The organism is Massilia rhizosphaerae (genome assembly GCF_016093545.1).
GTDB lineage: Bacteria > Pseudomonadota > Gammaproteobacteria > Burkholderiales > Burkholderiaceae_D > Telluria > Telluria rhizosphaerae.
In genome coordinates this window covers 24,222-41,645 of record NZ_JADKYX010000007.1, presented here as the reverse complement: position 1 = coordinate 41,645, position 17,424 = coordinate 24,222, and the positions used below count along the sequence as shown (strand labels likewise).

Below are 17,424 nucleotides of genomic sequence, written 5' to 3'. Positions count from 1 at the left end.
CCTCGCAGGGTACGTCCCCGAGACGGATCGACGGCAACCCGCGGGCTTACATCGGCGCTGAGTTTCGTTACAATTGTGCTAATTTGTGTGGCGAAACCGTAGAGTATAATCTCGTGCTCACTGGGCCTTGCCACTTATGAAGAAACACCCGACGTACTCTGCCGAGGCGCGGCCTGCCGGGGCCGCACCATGATCTCTCCCCTGATGCTGCGCGGCCTCTGGGCCTACCGCGGCTTCGTGCTGGGCAGCGTCAAGCGCGAATTCCAGTCGAAGTACAGCAATGCGGTGCTGGGCGCGCTGTGGTCCCTGCTGTCGCCGCTCGCGATGATCGTCGTGTACACCGTGATCTTTGCCGAGGTCATGCACAGCAAGCTGCCCGGCGCCGCCGCCGGCGCGCACTACGCCTACAGCATCTGGCTGTGCGCGGGCGTCCTCACGTGGGGACTGTTCGCCGAGATCGTCGCGCGCGCCCAGGGCATGTTCATCGAGCAGGCCAACCTGATCAAGAAGGTCAGCTTCCCGCGCATCTGCCTGCCCCTCATCGTCGTGCTGTCCGCCTTGCTCAACTTCGCCATCATCTTCGGCCTGTTCACCGTATTTCTCGTCGCGTCCGGCACCTTCCCGGGCTGGGTCTATTTTTCGATCCTGCCCGTGCTCGCCGTGCAGGTGCTGCTGGCGATCGGCCTCGGCATGGTCGCCGGCGTGCTGAACGTGTTCTTCCGCGACGTCGGCCAGTTCGTCACGATCGCCATGCAGTTCTGGTTCTGGCTCACGCCCATCGTGTACCCGGCCACGATCCTGCCGGCCGACGTGCGCGCGCTGCTCGGCTTCAATCCGATGGCGCGCGTCATTGGCGCCTACCAGGACGTGCTCGTGCAGGGCGCCGCGCCCGACTGGCGTTCGCTGTTCCCCGTGTTCGTGCTGGCCGCGGCCTTGTGCCTGTTCGGCCTGCGCCTGTTCCGCCGCCGCGCCGGCGAGATGGTGGACGAACTCTGATGGGCGCGATCGTCGTCAAGGACCTGGGCAAGGCCTACAAGCAGTACCCGACGCGCTGGTCGCGCCTGGCGGAATGGGTCTTCCCGGGCCGCCCGCGCCACAAGCTGAAATGGGTGCTGCGCGACGTCGGCTTTGCCGTCAAGCCGGGCGAAGCCGTGGGCCTCATCGGCATCAACGGCGCCGGCAAGAGCACCCTGCTCAAGCTGATCACCGGCACGACGCAGCCGACGACGGGCACCGTCTACATGGAAGGCCGCGTGGCCGCGCTGCTGGAGCTGGGCATGGGCTTCCACCCGGACTTTACCGGCCGCCAGAACGTCTACATGGCGGGCCAGCTGCTCGGCATGACGGTCGAGGAGATCACCGCCCTGATGCCGGAAATCGAGGCGTTCGCGGAGATCGGCGACTACATGGACCAGCCGGTGCGCGTGTACTCGAGCGGCATGCAGATGCGCGTGGCGTTCTCCGTCGCCACCGCGCGCCGGCCCGACATCCTCATCGTCGACGAAGCCCTGTCCGTCGGCGACGCCTATTTCCAGCACAAGAGCTTCGACCGCATCCGCCGCTACCGCCAGCAGGGCACGACCTTGCTGCTCGTCTCGCACGACAAGCAGGCGATCCAGTCCGTGTGCGACCGCGCCCTGCTGCTGGACGGCGGCAGGCTGACGAAGGAAGGCGCGCCCGAGGAGATCATGGACTACTACAACGCCCTGATCGCGGAACGGGAAAATGCCACCGTGCGCCTGCAGGCGACGGACACGGGCAAGGTGCAGACCGTGTCCGGCACCGGCGAGGCGACCGTCGCCGACATCGCCCTGCTCGACGAGCACGGCGAGCGCGTGGAAGTGGTCGACGTCGGCGCGCCCGTCACGCTGCAGGTGACGGTGCGCACGAAGGCCGCGATCCCGCGCATGGTGCTGGGCTACATGATCAAGGACCGCCTCGGCCAGCCGATGTACGGCACCAACACGCATTTGAAGGAGCTGCCGCTGGACGACGTGGCGGCCGGCGAGGAAGTCGTGTACCGCTTCGCGTTCCCGATGAACCTGGGGCCGGGCAGCTATTCGGTGGCGACGGCCATCGTCAGCACCGAGACCCACCTCGTCAACAACTATGAATGGCGCGACCTGGCGCTCGTGTTCACCGTCGTGAACATGCGCCGTCCGTATTTCGAAGGATCGGCCTGGCTCGACCCGGCCGTCGACATTCAACGCACATGAGATTCATCTCCTACGCCCAGAACAACGAGGACGTGCTGCTGTGGCGCGCGCTCGGCCACGTCCGGGACGGCTTCTACATCGACGTGGGCGCCAACGACCCGGTCGAGCACTCGGTCACCAAGGCCTTCTACGACGCCGGCTGGCGCGGCATCAACATCGAACCGCTGCCCGCGCACATTGCCGCCTTCGACGAACAGCGTCCCGGCGACGTCAACCTGGCCGTCGCCGCCGGCAGCGCGGCGGGCACGCTCACCCTGTACGATGTGCCGGCCGTGCGCGGCTGGGCGTCGCCCGAGCGCAGCGTCGCCGACCAGCACCGCGCCGAAGGCCACGCGGTGGCCGAACTGACGGTGCCCGTGCGCACCCTGGCCGACGTGTGCGAAGAACACGTGCGCGGCGACGTCCACTTCCTCAAGATCGACGTCGAAGGCTTCGAGGGCGAAGTCCTGCGCGGCATGGATTTCGAGCGCTGGCGGCCGTGGATCCTCGTGATCGAGGCGACCCTGCCGAACAGCCGCGAGACGAATCACGCGAGCTGGGAACACCTCGTCACGAGCCGGCGCTACCGCTACGCGTGGTTCGATGGCCTCAACCGCTACTACGTGGCCGAGGAACACGCGGAACTGCTGGACAGCTTCGGCATCCAGCCGAACGTGTTCGACGACTACATCTCGCACCACCTCGACAAGGCCTGGGCCGCGAACAAGGAAGCGACGCGCGCCCTGCGCGCCACGGAGCAGGAAGCGGACGCCGCGCGCGCGGAACTGCACGACATGATGCAGTTCGCGGAAAACCTTGAGCTGGAAAAGCAGGAGGCGCTGGCCGAGATCGCGCAGCTGCGCCACGACCTGGCCCAGGCCCACGCGAACGGCCAGCAGGCCACGCTGTGGGCACGCGACCTCGAGGCGCGCCTGACGGCCACCCACAACAGCACGTCGTGGAAGGTGACGCGGCCGCTGCGCGCGGTGGGCAGCTTCGTCATCCGCCTGCGCCGGCCCGGCCTCGCGCGCCGGCTGCTCACGCGCGTGACGCGCAGCGAGCGCATGCGCCAGACGTTGATCCCGTTCCTGCTGCGCCATCCGGCGCTGAACCGGCGAGTGTCGGGCATGCTGCAAGCCGTCAAGGGCAGCCTGCCGCAGCCGGCCGTGAACATCGACGTCCCCGAAGAACTCAGGGGCCTGCCGGTCTCGGTCCGCACGGTGCTGGCCGACCTGCAGCGCGCCCGCAAGCACACAGGCGGTTGAACCATGCGTATCGTGATCGACTTCGACGACAGCGCCGACCGCATCGAGTCCGCGGCCCTGCTGCTCGCCCAGGACCTGGTGCGCCTGGCCGACGGCCACGAGATCCGTCTCGCCGTCTCCAACCGCTCGCACGTGGCGGTGGAAACGCTGCGCGCCGCATTCGGCGAGCGCCTGCGCGTGTTCGAGTTGCCAAGCAATCCGCGCTACGCGGCGGCGGTGCGCATCCACGCCTTCGCCGGCCTCGCGGCCGACGTCGTCGTGACGCTGGCCCGGGCCGGCCGCGCCCGCGCCCTGCCCGGCGCGCCGTTCGCGCACGTCGTGTCCGCGCCCGGCACCGAGAACGCCGGCGCGCTGTGGACGCGCATCGCCGCCAGCGCGGCCGAACCCGCGCCTGCCCCGGCGCCGGCGCCGGCGGACCGTCCCCGGCTGGCCTACGTCTCGCCGCTGCCGCCCGTCAAATCGGGCATCGCCGACTACAGCGCGGAACTGCTGCCGGAACTGGCGCGGCATTACGAGATCGACCTCGTCGTCGACCAGCCGAACGTCGCCGACGCGCGCGTGGCGGACTTCCCGCAACGCAGCCCCGCCTGGCTGCGCGAGCACGCGCACCTGTTCGACCGCGTCCTTTACCACTTCGGCAATTCGCACGCGCACCAGCACATGTTCGAATTGATCCGCGACGTGCCGGGCATCGTCGTGCTGCACGACTTCTTCTTCTCGGGCGTGCTGGACAACCTGGAACGCGAAGCCTATCTGCCGCAGGCCTTCATGCAGGCGCTGTACGCATCGCACGGCTTTTCCGGCCTGCTCGACCACGCGAAGAACGGCCGCAATCCCGCGATCTGGAAATACCCCGTCAACAAGGACGTGCTGGATGCGGCGGCCGGCGTGATCGTGCACTCGGATTTTTCCAGGACCCTCGCCACGGCGTGGTACGGCGAGCAGGCCGCCGAGCACTGGCGCACGATTCCTCTCCTGCGCGGCCGGCCGGAAGGCAGCATCGGGCCGGACGCGCGCGCGCAAGCCCGCGCGCGCCTGGGCCTCGCCCAAGACGATTACGTCGTGTGCACGTTCGGCATGCTGGGCCGCACCAAGCTGAACGAGGAATTGCTGGACGCCTTCCTCGCCTCGCCGCTCGCGCGCGATGCGCACTGCAAGCTGGTGTTCGTCGGCGAGAACGACCCGGGCCCGTACGGCGGCGAACTGCTGCGCAAGGCGGGCGCCGGCGCGGCCAGTGACCGCATCCGCATCACGGGCTTCGTCGACGCGGCCACCTATGCGGACTACCTGGCCGCCGCCGACTGCGCCGTGCAGCTGCGCACGTCGACGCGCGGCGAGACGTCGGCCTCCGTGCTCGACTGCCTGCTGTACGCCCTGCCGACCATCGTCAACGCGCACGGCTCGACGGCATCCATCGACGACGCCCTGCTGGTCAAGCTGCGCGACGATTTCACGGTGCCCGAACTGGCCGGCGCGCTGGCGCGCCTGCACGGCGACGCCGACGCGCGCGCGCAACTCGGCGCGCGCGCCCTCGCCCACATGGACGCCGAGCACGCGCCGGCGCACGTCGGACGGATGTATGTCGAGGCCATCGAACATTTCACGCACCACGGCAGGCATGCGCTGTACCGCCAGGTCGTGCGCGCGTGCGCGCCCGTGTGCCCGGACAGCGAACTGGCGCCGCTCGCCGCCGCCATCGCGTTCAACCGCGCGCCCGTCGCGCCGCGCCAGCTGCTGGTCGACGTGTCGGCCCTCGTGCAGTCGGACCTCAAGACGGGCATCCAGCGCGTCGTGCGCAGCGTCCTGCTGGCGATGCTGGGCGATCCTCCGCCGGGCTTTCGCATCGAGCCCGTGTTTTCCCACGGCGGCGGCCACGCCTACCGCTACGCGCGCAAGTTCGCGCTCGGCCTGACCGGCACGACCGACCTCACGCTGGAAGACGCGCCCGTCGACCTGCGTCCCGGCGACGTGTTCCTCGGCCTGGACCTGTTCACGAACGGTACGTCGCAGAACGAGGCGTTGCTGCGATCGATGTCGGATCGCGGCGTCCACATCCACTTCGTCATGTACGACCTGCTGCCGATGCTGCGCCCGGACGTGTTCCCGTTCGGGACGGATCAATACTTCGGCGACTTCCTGCGCACCGTGCACGCGGTGGCCGACGGCGTGATCTGCATCTCGCGCGCCGTGGCCGACGAACTGGTGACCTGGTACGAGGAACAAGGCCTGCGCCGGCGCCAGCCGCTGCAACTGGGGTGGTTCCACCTGGGCGCCGACATCGACGCGAGCGCCCCGAGCACCGGCATGCCGCCGGACGCGCACGTGGTGCTGGACGCGCTCGCCGCGCGTCCCAGCTTCCTGATGGTCGGAACGGTGGAGCCGCGCAAGGGCCAGGCCCAGGCGCTGGCCGCGTTCGAGCAATTGTGGGAACGGGGCGTGGACGCGAACCTCGTCATCGTCGGCAAGGAAGGCTGGATGGTCGAGCAACTGGCCGCGCGCCTCGCGGATCACCCGGAAAAGCAGCGGCGGATGTTCTGGCTGGCCGGGATCTCGGACGAGATGCTGCTGAAACTGTATGCCGGTTCGTCGGCGCTGCTGGCCGCGTCCGAAGGCGAAGGCTTCGGCCTGCCGCTGATCGAGGCGGCGCAGCACGGCATCCCCATCGTCGCGCGCAGCCTGCCCGTGTTCCGCGAAGTCGCGGGGGAGCATGCGTATTACTTCGACGGTCTGGATCCGGCCGACCTGGCGCGCGCCATCGAGGATTGGCTGCTGCTTTGGCGCGACGGTAAGGCGCCGCCCTCCACCGGCATGCCGTGGCTGACGTGGGACCGCAGCGCGCGCCAGGTGGTCGATACGGTCATCGGCGGTGCGTGGTATCGCACGCTGCCCGGTACGGACGCCTGAGCCGGCCAACGGCATCAGTGCGGTCGCGAACAGTGTGCGGCGACCGCGCGCCCTACAATTTTCCCATCGAGCGCCAAAGGCTGGAGCGAAAGGATTGCACGATGGTGATGGGACCCGACACGAAAGACGCCCGCAATCAGGGCATGGAGGAGCAAGGCGGCGGCCAGAGCTTCGGCGTGCCCGCGGCCGGCGAAATCGAGGGCAACGCCTACGAACCGATGGGCAACCCGGGCGTCAACCACTGGCAGGCCAGCTACATCAAGCGCGACGGCCTGGACGACCGCGGCAACATCTTCTTTGCCGCCGTCGAAATGACGCGCATGCCGATGACCGTCACCGACCCGCGCCGGCCGGACAACCCGATCGTGTTCTGCAACGGCGCCTTCCTCGATCTCACGCTGTACAAGGAAGACGACGTCGTCGGCCGCAACTGCCGCTTCCTGCAGGGGCCGCAGACGGACCGCCGCACGGTGGACGAAGTGCGCCGTGCCATCGCCGAGCAGCGCGCCGTCGCCGTCGACATCCTGAACTACAAGGCCGACGGCACCCCGTTCTGGAACGCCCTGTTCATCGGCCCGATCTTCGACCAGGACGGCCAGCTGCTGTACTTCTTCGCGTCGCAGATGGACATCTCGGAACGCCGCCTGAGCCAGGAATCGCATCTGCAGGCGCAGAAGATGGAGGCGATCGGCCAGCTGACGGCCGGCATGGCGCACGACTTCAACAACCTGCTGCAGGTCATCAACGGCAACCTGGAAGTCGCCCTGATCGCCCTGGACCAGCCGGACATGGCGCGCCGGCAGGCTCACCCAGCAGCTGCTGACCTTCGCGCGCAAGCAGCGGCTGGAACCCAGGCCCGTCAACATCAACAACCTCGTCGTGGAATTTTCCGAGATGCTGGTGCGCACGCTGGGCGACAAGGTCGACCTGCGCCTCGACCTGCGTCCCGGCCTGCCGCTGTGCCACCTCGACCCGACGCACCTGGAGATGGCCCTGCTGAACGTGTTGATCAACGCGCGCGACGCGCTGCCGGACGGCGGCGAGGTGACGGTCGCGACGTCGATCGCGCGCGGCGACGGCCGCGTCATCCTGTGCGTGATCGACCGCGGCATCGGCATGCCGCCCGACGTCCTGCGCCGCGCGACCGAGCCCTTCTTCACGACCAAGGGCCCGGGCACGGGCCTCGGCCTGGCCATGGTGCACGGCTTCGTGCAGCAATCGCAGGGGCGCCTGGAAATCGACAGCAGGCCCGGCGAAGGCACGACGGTGCGCATGATCTTCCCCATCGTCGACAACGGCCAGCACGGCGCCGGCGGCAATGGCCCGGACCATGAGGCGGCGGCGGCGCCGGGCGCGGACGGCACGGCGGCCAGCAAGCCCTGCGTGCTCGTCGTCGAGGACAACGACGACGTGCGCGAACTGGCCGAGAGCGTGCTGGGCATGGCCGGCTACGCGGTGCTGGCGGCCGCCAGCGGCGAACAGGCGCTGGCCCTGCTGCGCCAGGGCGCGCGGGTCGACCTGCTGTTCACGGACGCGATCATGCCGGGCGGGATGAACGGCCTGCAGCTCGCCGACGAGGCCCGCCGGCTGCGCCCGCGGCTGCCCGTGCTCGTCACGACGGGGTATATGGACGAATTGCCGCGGCAGGACCAGGCGCGGCGGCTGAACGTTCTCGCCAAGCCGTACAAGCATGACGAGCTGCTGGCGCAGGTGGAGGCGGCGCTGGGGGCGTAGGGTGCGCGGATTCGATTGATGCCCCCGGCATCAATCGCCCTACGACTTCGGCAATCCGCCCAGCAGCGCCGCCAGCTTGGGCTTCGGCTTGCCCGACGCGGACGGCGCGGCCGTCGTTTCCTTGCGCGGGGCGGCAGCGGGTTCGTAAGGCTTGAGGAACCACGGATCGATCTTCTCGCGGCGCGGCGCGCCCATGCTGCGCGGGGCGCGTTCCGTGCGCTCCGGGCGCTCGGCGCGCGGGCTGTCCGATTCGCGGCGGCCGCCGCGGCGGTCGGCGCCGCGCTCGGCGCGGTCGAAGCCGCGCGCCGGCGCGAAGCCGGTCAGCTCGCCGCGCGTGATGGTCTGCTTGATCAGTTTCTCGATGTCGACCAGCAGGCGCTCGTCCTTGTCGGAGTACACGGACAGCGCATCGCCGGTGGCGCCGGCGCGGCCCGTGCGGCCGATGCGGTGCACGTAGTCCTCGGCGTTGTACGGCAGATCGTAGTTGATCACGCACGGCAGGTCGGTGATGTCGAGGCCGCGCGCCGCGACGTCGGTCGCGACGAGCACGTCGATCTCGCCATTCTTGAAGGCGTCCAGCGCGGCGATGCGTTCCTGCTGGGTCTTGTCGCCGTGGATGGCGGACGCCTTGATGCCGGCCTGCTCGAGGTAGCGCGCGAGACGCGAGGCGCCGATCTTGGTGTTCGAGAACACGAGCACCTGCTTCAGGTCGCGCGCGCGGATCAGGTGCTCGACGACGTTGCGCTTCTGCTCCTCGTCGACCTTGTACAGCACCTGGGTGATGGCGGTGTTGGTGGCATTGCTGCGCGCGACTTCGATCAGGAGCGGCTCGTTCAGGAAACTGGCCGCCAGCTTCTTGATCTCGGGCGAGAACGTGGCCGAGAACATCAGGTTCTGGCGCTTCTTCGGCAGCAGGTTGATGATGCGCTGCAGGTCGGGCAGGAAGCCCATGTCGAGCATGCGGTCGGCCTCGTCCATCACGAGCATCTGGACCTGGCCCAGGCTGATATTCTTCTGCTCCACGTGGTCGAGCAGGCGGCCCGGCGTGGCGATGACGATCTCGACGCCGCGGCGCAGGACCTCGGTCTGCGGCTTCATGTCCATGCCGCCGAAGACGACGGTGGAGCGCAGCGGCGTGTGCTGGGCGTAGGCCTTCACGTTCTCGGCGACCTGGATCGCCAGTTCGCGCGTCGGCGTCAGCACGAGGGCGCGCACGGCATGGCGCGCGGGCGACATGCTCGTGTTGGCGTGCGGGAGCAGCAACTGGATGATCGGCAGCGAGAAGCTCGCCGTCTTGCCGGTGCCGGTCTGGGCCGCGCCCATGACGTCGCGGCCCTGCAGGACGATGGGGATCGCCTGGGCCTGGATCGGGGTCGGGTGCACATAGCCCTGGTCCGACAGCGCACGCTGGATCTCTGGCGCCAGGCCGAAATCGGCGAAGCGCACGGTCGGTGCGCCGCCAGCTTCAATGGTGGTCGGTGTTTCAGACATTTTTTCTTTCGGGCAATGAATCGTTGCGTTCTACGGCCAGGCTGCTGCCCTGGCAGGGCCAACGCGGGAAAACCGGGGTGACGGGACGCGCCTCGCGCGGCTTGGCCGGGAGCGGCGGCTTTGGCTGGACGTAGAGAGTCAAAATCGCGCTCAAGGTTACCTCAAATCCTACCCCCTGTATATGAAATCCGCGTTTTTGGGGGTAAATTACAATATTGTCATTCAAGAGGTAATGAGCCCGTGCTCATCGAGCACATCGTGCAGCAGCTCCAGCCGGATCAGCGGATTGTCCAGCATGAGCATGCTCTGTTTCTGCTGATTGGGCAGCGGCAGCAATTCGCACCAGCGGTTGGCCACCCAGCCGCAATCGTCCAGGCGGAACGGCGGCTGCACGGGCCAGCGGCTCTGCGGCACGTCGTGCAGCGACGCCAGCACGCGGTCGAGCGCGTCGGCCGCGCCCTTGAGGTCGGACGGGATGCGCACGACGTGGTCCTCTTCCAGCAGTTCGGCCTCGGCCATCCACAGGCCGTTCGTGCGGCGGTCGCTGTCCAGCACGTTGAAGCGCGCGCCGCCGCGGCACACCACCTGCAGCAGGCCCGGCGTGGACGCCGTCGTGTCCTGCACGGACGCCAGCGTGCCCGCGGCCGCGAACTTTTCCTGCCCCTGCGGGGTGCGCACTTCCTGGCCGTGGGTGAGCAGCACGACGCCGAACGGCTCGTCCTCCGTCAGGCAATGGCTGATCATGTCGAGATAGCGCACCTCGAAAATCTGTAGCGGCAGCACGCCGTCCGGGAACAGGACCGTGCTCAGCGGGAACAGGGGTAACGTGATCGTGGCCATGCGCGCATGATGACAGATTCGCCGCGCGGGACGGAGCACGATTGCACCCGTCTTCAGTCCCCCGGTCCCTCGATCGGCAACGTGCGTACGGCCTCGGCCAGGACGCGCAGACGCCAGAGCAGACGCGTCCATCCGGGGTCCGGATGATCCTCGACCCGCACCGTGACGGCATGGCCCGGCGCCACGTCGCAGGCCAGCACATAGTCGCCGGGCCGTTCGAACGGCAGGCGGAACACGTGGCCCGGCAGCACGAGCACCTGGCCGAACACGTGCGGCACGGCGTCGCGGTTGCGCAGCAGCAGGACGTCGCGCACGCCCAGCGTCAGGCGCACCTCGGCCGGCACCGCGCCGGCGCCGCGCGGGAACACGAAGATCCGTTCGCGCGTCGGATAGCGCAGCGGCGCGAGCGCGGCCCACAGCGCGAACGCGACCAGGGCCAGCGCGGCGCCCCAGCGCACGCGGTGCAACAGGGTGTCGGCGGAAAATCGGGAATGCATGAGCATGGCATAAAACGCTCATTGTAGCCGGAGCACGGCGCGTGCCGGCCTGTTGTGCGCCCGCCCCGTCCAACCATGCGTATCCTATGCGGGACGGCGCGCTTGCCCTGCCGGCAACGGATCCCGACCACCACCGCCCTGTCGCGTACAGCTTCATGCCGCATCCAGACCCATCGCCCACGCCATCCAACCGCAACTCACCGCGCAGCCCCGCCCACCTCCCCTTCCTCCTGGCCGCGCTCGCGTTCCTCGCCGCGCTGATCGTGACTTATATGGTCGCCGGCAACGCCCAGCGGACGGCGGCCGGCGAACTGGCCGGCAATTTCAATTTCCGGGCGCGCGACCTCGCCGCCGGCATCGACCGGCGCCTGGACGTCTACGAGGAAGTGCTGCTCGCCACCTGCGGTTTCCTGCGCGGCTCGGTCGACGTCGGCCGCGCCGAATTCGCCGATTACTACGCCCTGCTGCACCTGAACGACCGCTTCCCCGGCATCGAAGCACTGGGCATCGCCACGATCGTCCCGCCCGGACGGCTGGACGCGCACGTGGCCGCCATGCGCGCCGAAGGCTTCCGCGACTACGCGATCAAGCCGCCGGGGACGCGTCCGGTCATCACGTCGATCACCCGCATCGAACCCTTTTCGGGCCGTAACCTGCGCGCCTTCGGCTACGACATGTTCAGCGAACCGGTGCGGCGCGCGGCAATGGCGGCGGCGCGCGACACCGGGCACGCCGTCGCCACCGGCAAGGTGGTGCTCGTGCAGGAGGGCCGGCGCGACGACCAGGCTGGCTTCCTGATGTACGTGCCGGTGTACCGCGCCGGCATGGCGCACGACACGGTCGCGGCCCGCCGCGCGGCCATCGTCGGCTGGGTGTATGCGCCGTTCCGCATGAACGACCTGATGCGGGGACTGGGCGGCGAGCACGCGGGCGACCTGCAGGTCGAGATCTACGACGGCCTGGCGCCCACCGCCGACGCCCTGCTGTATCGCTCGCCCGGCGCCGCGGCCGGCAGCCGCCGTCCCCTGCTGAGCTACCAGACGACGGTCGACAACGCCGGACGATCCTGGACCATCGTCCTGCATTCGGCGCCGGCCTTCGAGGCGGCGCGCGACCGCCGCGCGACGGTCGCGATCGCGCTGACGGGCATCGGCCTCGGCCTGCTGCTGGCGCTGGTCGTCTGGCTGCTGGCCTCCGAACGCCGCCGCGCGCTGCAGCTGGCGCAGGGCATGACGGTCGAACTGCGCACCTCGCGCGACCGCATCGACGCCGAGGGCGAACGCGTGCGCCTGATCCTGCAGACCGCGTACGACGCCTTCATCGCCATCGCCCCGGACGGCCGCATCACGGACTGGAACCTGCGGGCCTGCCAGCTGTTCGGCTGGAACGAGGGCGAGGCCGTCGGGCGCGACGTGCTCGAGCTCCTGGTCCCGGCGCCGCGGCGCGACGAGTGGCGCGGCTGCCTGGCGCAGTTCGCGCGCGACGGCGCCTGTCCGATGCTGACGGGTCCCACGGAGGCGACGGCGCTCACGCACGACGGCCACGAGATTCCGGTGGAGATCGCGATCACGCCGCTCGCGACGAAGCAGGGCTACGGCGTGACGGCGTTCGTGCGCGACATCCGCCCGCGCAAGGAAGCGGCCGAACGCGAGCATCAGCGCCAGCAGCGGCTGGAGGAAGCGCGGGCGGCGCTGCTGCGCTCCCAGAAGCTGGAGGCCGTGGGCAAGCTGACGGGCGGCGTGGCGCACGATTTCAACAACATCCTGCACATCATCAGCGCCAACGTCCAGCTGATGCTGCGCAGCGACGACAACGGCCGCAAGCGCCTGCTGAACATCCTCGACGCCGTGGAGCGGGGCAAGAAGCTGGCCGCCCAGCTGCTCGCCTTCGCGCGCCGCCAGCCGCTGCATCCGAGCGTCGTCAACCTGGCCCAGCTCATCGAACGCATGGACACCCTGCTGCACCGCGCGGCCGGCGACAGCGTCGCGATCCGCATGGTCATCCCGCCCGACCTGTGGAACGTCCTCGTCGATCCGAACCAGCTGGAAAACGTGCTGCTGAACCTCGTGATCAATGCGCGCGACGCGATGGAGGGCGGCGGCAGCGTCACCATCGCGCTTGCCAACGTCACGATCGAAGCGGCCGACGAGCTGGCGTATTCCGGCATCCGTCCCGGCAAATTCGTCACCGTCGCCGTCGGCGACACCGGCACCGGCATGCCGCCCGACGTGATGGAACGCGCCTTCGAACCGTTCTTCACGACCAAGCCGGAAGGCAAGGGCACGGGCCTCGGCCTGTCGATGGCGCACGGCTTCGTCAAGCAGAGCGGCGGCCATATCCGGCTGGCGAGCAAGCCGGGCGCGGGCACGACCGTCACGATCTACCTGCCGCGCGCCCGCCAGGACACGCCCGACCCGGTCTTCCTGCCGGTGCCGCACTGACCATGGCCGCCCCGCCCCGCCGCCCCGTCGAGGCCATCGACGCCGCACCGCGCGCGCCCGGTTTCGACCTGTCCCTCGCCTTCCTCGCGGAAGGCTACGACTTCATGCCGCGGCGTTACGCGGCCCTCGGCGGCGACATGTTCACGGCCCGGCTGATGCTGCGCCGCGCGCTGTGCGTGCGCGGCGAGGACGCGGCGCGCATGTTCTACCAGCCCGGCCGCTTCACGCGCCGCCACGCGCTGCCGGCGCCGACGCTGGCCCTGCTGCAGGACTTCGGCAGCGTGACGGCGCTGGACGGCGCCGCGCACCGCAAGCGCAAGGCCATGTTCATGTCGCTGTTCGGGCCCCTGGAACGGCAGCGCCTCGTGGGCCTGGCGGCGGCGGAATGGCGCACGCAGTTCGCGCGCTGGCCGTCGCGGCCGGAGGTGGTCGTGCACGCGGCCGCGCAGGAAGTGCTGTGCCGCGCCGTGTGCCGCTGGGCCGGCATTCCCGTCAATGCGGACGAAGCGGCCCAGCGCACGCGGGAATTCGCGCAGATGATCGCGGGCGCCGGTTCGGCCGGCCCGCGCAACTGGCGCGCCCTGCTCGTGCGCACCCGCACCGAATACTGGGCCCGCGCCCTCGTCGACGCCGTGCGCGCCGGGCAGATCCAGCCGCCGTTCGACAGCCCGCTGAACGTGGTCGCGCGCCACCGCGACGCAGACGGGGAACTCATGCACCGCAAGCACGCGGCCGTGGAACTCATCAACCTGCTGCGCCCGACGGTGGCTGTGGCGCGCTACATCGCCTTCGCGCTGCTGGCGCTGCACGAACATCCGCACTGCCGCGCGCGCATCGCCGCCCGCGACGACGACTACGCCGCCTGGTTCGTGCAGGAAGTGCGCCGCTTCTATCCGTTCATCCCGGCGATGGGCGGCCGCGCCCTGCACGCCTTCGACTGGCATGGACTGCACGTGGACAAGGGAACGTGGGTGCTGTTCGACCTGTACGGCACGAACCACCACCCGGCATTGTGGGGCGACCCGGAGGTGTTCCGGCCGGAGCGCTTCGAACGCCGCGAGAGCAGCGGCTTCGACTACGTGCCGCACGGCGGCGGCGATCCGTATTCGGGCCACCGCTGCCCGGGCGAATCCGTCACGGCCGACCTGGTGAGATCGGCGCTGCAGCTGTTCGTGGAAGACATCGCCTACGACGTGCCGCCGCAGGACTTGACGGTCGGCCTGCGCCGCATGCCGACCTTGCCGGCCAGCGGGTTCGTCATCGCGAACGTGCGGCCGGCCTGAAACGGCGACGGCCGATCAGCGCACCAGGCGCCCGTCCAGCACGCGCACGTGTTCGCCGTTGCGGAACCGCGGCGCGCCCTTTTCCGTGAAGGTGCGGTAGCCGCCGGTCGCCATCCGCACGCGCACGTCCGTATAGGTCTCGGCCTTGATATTGCGTTCGATGCGGTTGCCGGCATACGCGCCGCCCACCGCGCCGGCCACCGTGGCGAGGGTGCGGCCACGGCCGCTGCCGATCTGGTTGCCCAGCAGGCCGCCGACGACGGCGCCGCCCACGCCACCGACGCCGCTGGCGCGCGCCGGTTCACGCTTGTACGTATGGTTCGACACGACCGTGCCGCAGTTGCGGCATTCCGCTTGGGCGCGCGGATGGTGATCCGGCGCGGCCTGGGCCGCGAACGGCGCGACGCCGGTGGCGAGAATGGCGGCAGCCAGGACGGCATGGACGGTGGCGCGAATGGAAGTGCGTTGCATGGTATTCCCCTTCGATATCGTTGTAACAAACATGTGTACAGAGTAACGGCCATGCGTCAGACTTGAAAGCGAGAAACAGTATCAATTGCAAGCGAGTGTAACTGCTCACTTTTGGTGCGGTATGGAATGATACGGGTTCATAAATATACAATTCTGTCTTTTTGATGCAACTTTTGGTGTCAGCGCCCAAAAGTTTCTCTATAGTATTGATAAGTGATAATTTGAAATAATTTATAAGAGACGGGCCGTTACCGGCGGCCTTCGTCATCCCATGTCCAAACGTTTCTTGCCGCGTGCCCTGCCCGTCATCGTCTGCGCCGTCCTGCTGCACTGTGCCAGCGCGGCGCAGGCCGGCACGGACGCGGCCGACGGCGCCGCCATCCGCACGCTGAGCACCATTCCGCTCGAGGACCTGATGCAGATGCGGGTGGTGACGACCGCCTCGAAATTCGCCCAGCCGATCAGCGACGCGCCGTCGTCGGTGGTGGTGCTCACGGCTGCGGACATCCGCGACTTCGGCTGGCGCACGCTGGCCGACGCGCTGGCCACGCTGCCCGGCCTGTACGTGACGAACGACCGCAACTACGCCTACCTGGGCGCGCGCGGCTTCCTCCGTCCGGGCGACTACAACAGCCGCTTCCTGCTGCTGGTCGACGGCGTGCGCGTCAACGACGCGGTGTACGACCAGGCCCTCATCGGCACCGAAGGCCTGCTCGACATGGACATGGTCAAGCGCATCGAATTCGTGCCCGGCCCCGGGTCGGCCGTGTATGGCTCGAACGCCCTGTTCGGCGTGATCAACGTCGTCACCCGCGACGGCAGCGGCCTGTCCGGCCTGCAGGGGTCGCTCACCGGCGGCACCCAGGGCGAGCGCAGGGCCCGCACGAGCTACGGGTGGCACGGCCAGAACGGCGCCGACCTGCTGCTGTCGGCGAGCGCCTTCAACCGCACGGGCCGCGACCTGTATTTTCCGGAATTTGACACGCCCGACACGCCCGACACCCACCACGGCGTCGCCCGCCGCCTCGACTGGGACCGCGCGCAGAACTTCCTCGTCAAGGGCAGCTTTGGCGGCGTGACGCTGTCGGCCAGCCACGTGGCCCGCACCAAGGGCGTCCCGACCGGTTCGTTCGGCGCCGTGTTCGGCGCGCCCGACCGCACGCGCGACACCCAGACGAGCATCGGCCTGACGTGGAACGCCCGGGTCGCGCCCGCGCTGGCGCTGGCGGCCCAGCTGCAATCGGGCCAGGCCGATTACGTCGGCACGGGCTGGTATCCGGACGACGCCGGCCTGCCGCGCCTGAACATCGACGGCGCCCATGCGCGCTGGTACGGCGCGAGCCTGAACGCCACGCTGACGAACCTGCCGCACCAGAAGATCGTGCTCGGCGCCGAGCTGGGCAACGACGCACGCCGCGACCAGTACAACTACGACGCGCAACCTTACGCGCGCCTGCTGGACGACCGCCGCAGCGCCACGCGCCAGGCCGTGTTCGTGGAAGACGAGATCCAGCTGCCGGCCGGCTTCCTCGTCAACGCCGGCGTGCGCTTCGACAACCACGAGTCCCCGGACACGCATCGCTTCAGCCCGCGCGTGGCCGTCGTCTACAAGGCGACGTCCGCCGACACCGTCAAGCTGATCGCAGGCAGCGCTTTCCGCACGCCGAACGCCTACGAGATGTACTACGCGCTGCCGGGCAGCGACGGCCAGATCCCCAATCCCAACCTGCGCCGGGAACGCGTGACAACGCGCGAGCTGGTGCTGGAACACACGCTCGCGGGCGGCGGGCATGCGACGCTGTCGCTGTTCCGCTATCGCGTGGATGACTTGATCAGCCAGCAGGTCGACGCGGCCAGCGGCCTGCTCATCTTCCGCAACATCGACCAGGCCAACGCCCGCGGCCTCGAAGCGGCGCTCGACCGCGACTTCGGCCCCGTGCGCCTGCGCGCCAGCTATTCGTGGCAGCTCGCCCGCGGCACGGACGGCGTCCCGCTGATCGATTCGCCGCGCCACCTGGCCAAGGCCAACCTCACCGCGCCGCTGGGCTGGCGCGGCGGCCGCGTCGGCGCCGAACTGCTGTGCAGCGGCAAGCGCCTGGCCGACCAGGGCGCGGCGGGCGGCTATTGCGTGGCCAACGTCACCTTGTCCGCGCTGCGGCTGCTGCCGCGCGCGGAGCTGTCGCTGAGCGCGTACAACGCCTTCGACCGGCGCTACGCCGACGTGGGCGGCCCCGCCTTCGTCCAGCCGACGCTCGCGCGCGAGGGCCGCACGCTGGCCGCGAAACTGGACTGGCGGTTCTGAC

General features: G+C 69.3%; 12 protein-coding genes and 1 pseudogene. 9 read left to right on the top strand and 4 right to left on the bottom strand.

Annotation, left to right across the window (positions count from 1 at the left end; all coding sequences use genetic code 11):
* The first annotated feature begins 189 nt into the window (after nt 1-189).
* From ISF28_RS12465 to ISF28_RS30495, 6 genes and pseudogenes are all read left to right on the top strand, one after another.
* A complete protein-coding gene (locus ISF28_RS12465; protein WP_307727437.1) occupies nt 190-996 on the top strand; it encodes an ABC transporter permease in 807 nt (268 codons plus the stop codon).
* Nucleotides 996-2,216, top strand: coding sequence for an ABC transporter ATP-binding protein (locus tag ISF28_RS12460; protein ID WP_198117507.1), 1,221 nt, complete (start codon nt 996-998; stop codon nt 2,214-2,216). Before ISF28_RS12465 ends, ISF28_RS12460 begins: the two co-directional genes overlap by 1 nt.
* Entirely contained in the window at nt 2,213-3,460 is a 1,248-nt protein-coding gene (locus tag ISF28_RS12455; RefSeq protein WP_198117506.1) for an FkbM family methyltransferase, read from the top strand. Before ISF28_RS12460 ends, ISF28_RS12455 begins: the two co-directional genes overlap by 4 nt.
* 3 nt (nt 3,461-3,463) lie before the next feature.
* On the top strand, nt 3,464-6,364 hold the full coding sequence (locus ISF28_RS12450) for a glycosyltransferase (protein ID WP_198117505.1): 2,901 nt from the start codon (nt 3,464-3,466) through the stop codon (nt 6,362-6,364).
* A gap of 101 nt (nt 6,365-6,465) precedes the next feature.
* Nucleotides 6,466-6,960, top strand: a pseudogene (locus ISF28_RS31050) (PAS domain-containing protein); the annotation flags it as partial.
* A gap of 283 nt (nt 6,961-7,243) precedes the next feature.
* Nucleotides 7,244-8,098 (top strand): ATP-binding protein, encoded by an 855-nt coding sequence (locus ISF28_RS30495; RefSeq protein WP_370663424.1) that lies wholly within the window; start codon nt 7,244-7,246, stop codon nt 8,096-8,098.
* Nucleotides 8,099-8,137: 39 nt separating this feature from the next.
* Here the strand turns inward: ISF28_RS30495 and ISF28_RS12440 are convergent, their stop codons facing one another.
* The 3 genes from ISF28_RS12440 to ISF28_RS12430 form a co-directional block, all read right to left on the bottom strand.
* Complete coding sequence (locus ISF28_RS12440) at nt 8,138-9,589, bottom strand: DEAD/DEAH box helicase (RefSeq protein WP_198117504.1); 1,452 nt, start codon at nt 9,587-9,589, stop codon at nt 8,138-8,140.
* 222 nt (nt 9,590-9,811) lie between these two features.
* Entirely contained in the window at nt 9,812-10,429 is a 618-nt protein-coding gene (locus ISF28_RS12435; protein ID WP_198117503.1) for an LON peptidase substrate-binding domain-containing protein, read from the bottom strand.
* A 53-nt stretch (nt 10,430-10,482) separates the two neighbouring features.
* Nucleotides 10,483-10,926, bottom strand: a complete 444-nt coding sequence (locus ISF28_RS12430; RefSeq protein ID WP_198117502.1) for a cupredoxin domain-containing protein — start codon at nt 10,924-10,926, stop codon at nt 10,483-10,485.
* A gap of 155 nt (nt 10,927-11,081) precedes the next feature.
* Between ISF28_RS12430 and ISF28_RS12425 the strand changes: the two genes are divergently transcribed.
* Both ISF28_RS12425 and ISF28_RS12420 read left to right on the top strand, forming a co-directional pair.
* Nucleotides 11,082-13,367 (top strand): CHASE domain-containing protein, encoded by a 2,286-nt coding sequence (locus tag ISF28_RS12425; protein ID WP_198117501.1) that lies wholly within the window; start codon nt 11,082-11,084, stop codon nt 13,365-13,367.
* A gap of 2 nt (nt 13,368-13,369) precedes the next feature.
* The gene (locus tag ISF28_RS12420) at nt 13,370-14,650 is read left to right on the top strand and encodes a cytochrome P450 (protein ID WP_198117500.1); all 1,281 of its coding nucleotides are present in this window, start codon (nt 13,370-13,372) and stop codon (nt 14,648-14,650) included.
* Between the two features lie 15 nt (nt 14,651-14,665).
* Here ISF28_RS12420 and ISF28_RS12415 read toward each other — a convergent pair whose 3' ends face one another.
* Complete coding sequence (locus ISF28_RS12415; protein ID WP_229519047.1) at nt 14,666-15,121, bottom strand: glycine zipper 2TM domain-containing protein; 456 nt, start codon at nt 15,119-15,121, stop codon at nt 14,666-14,668.
* 271 nt (nt 15,122-15,392) lie between these two features.
* Between ISF28_RS12415 and ISF28_RS12410 the strand changes: the two genes are divergently transcribed.
* Nucleotides 15,393-17,423 carry a TonB-dependent receptor plug domain-containing protein gene (locus ISF28_RS12410; protein ID WP_229519046.1) on the top strand — a complete coding sequence of 677 codons (2,031 nt, stop codon included), beginning with the start codon at nt 15,393-15,395 and terminating at the stop codon, nt 17,421-17,423.
* The last annotated feature ends 1 nt before the right edge of the window (nt 17,424 follow it).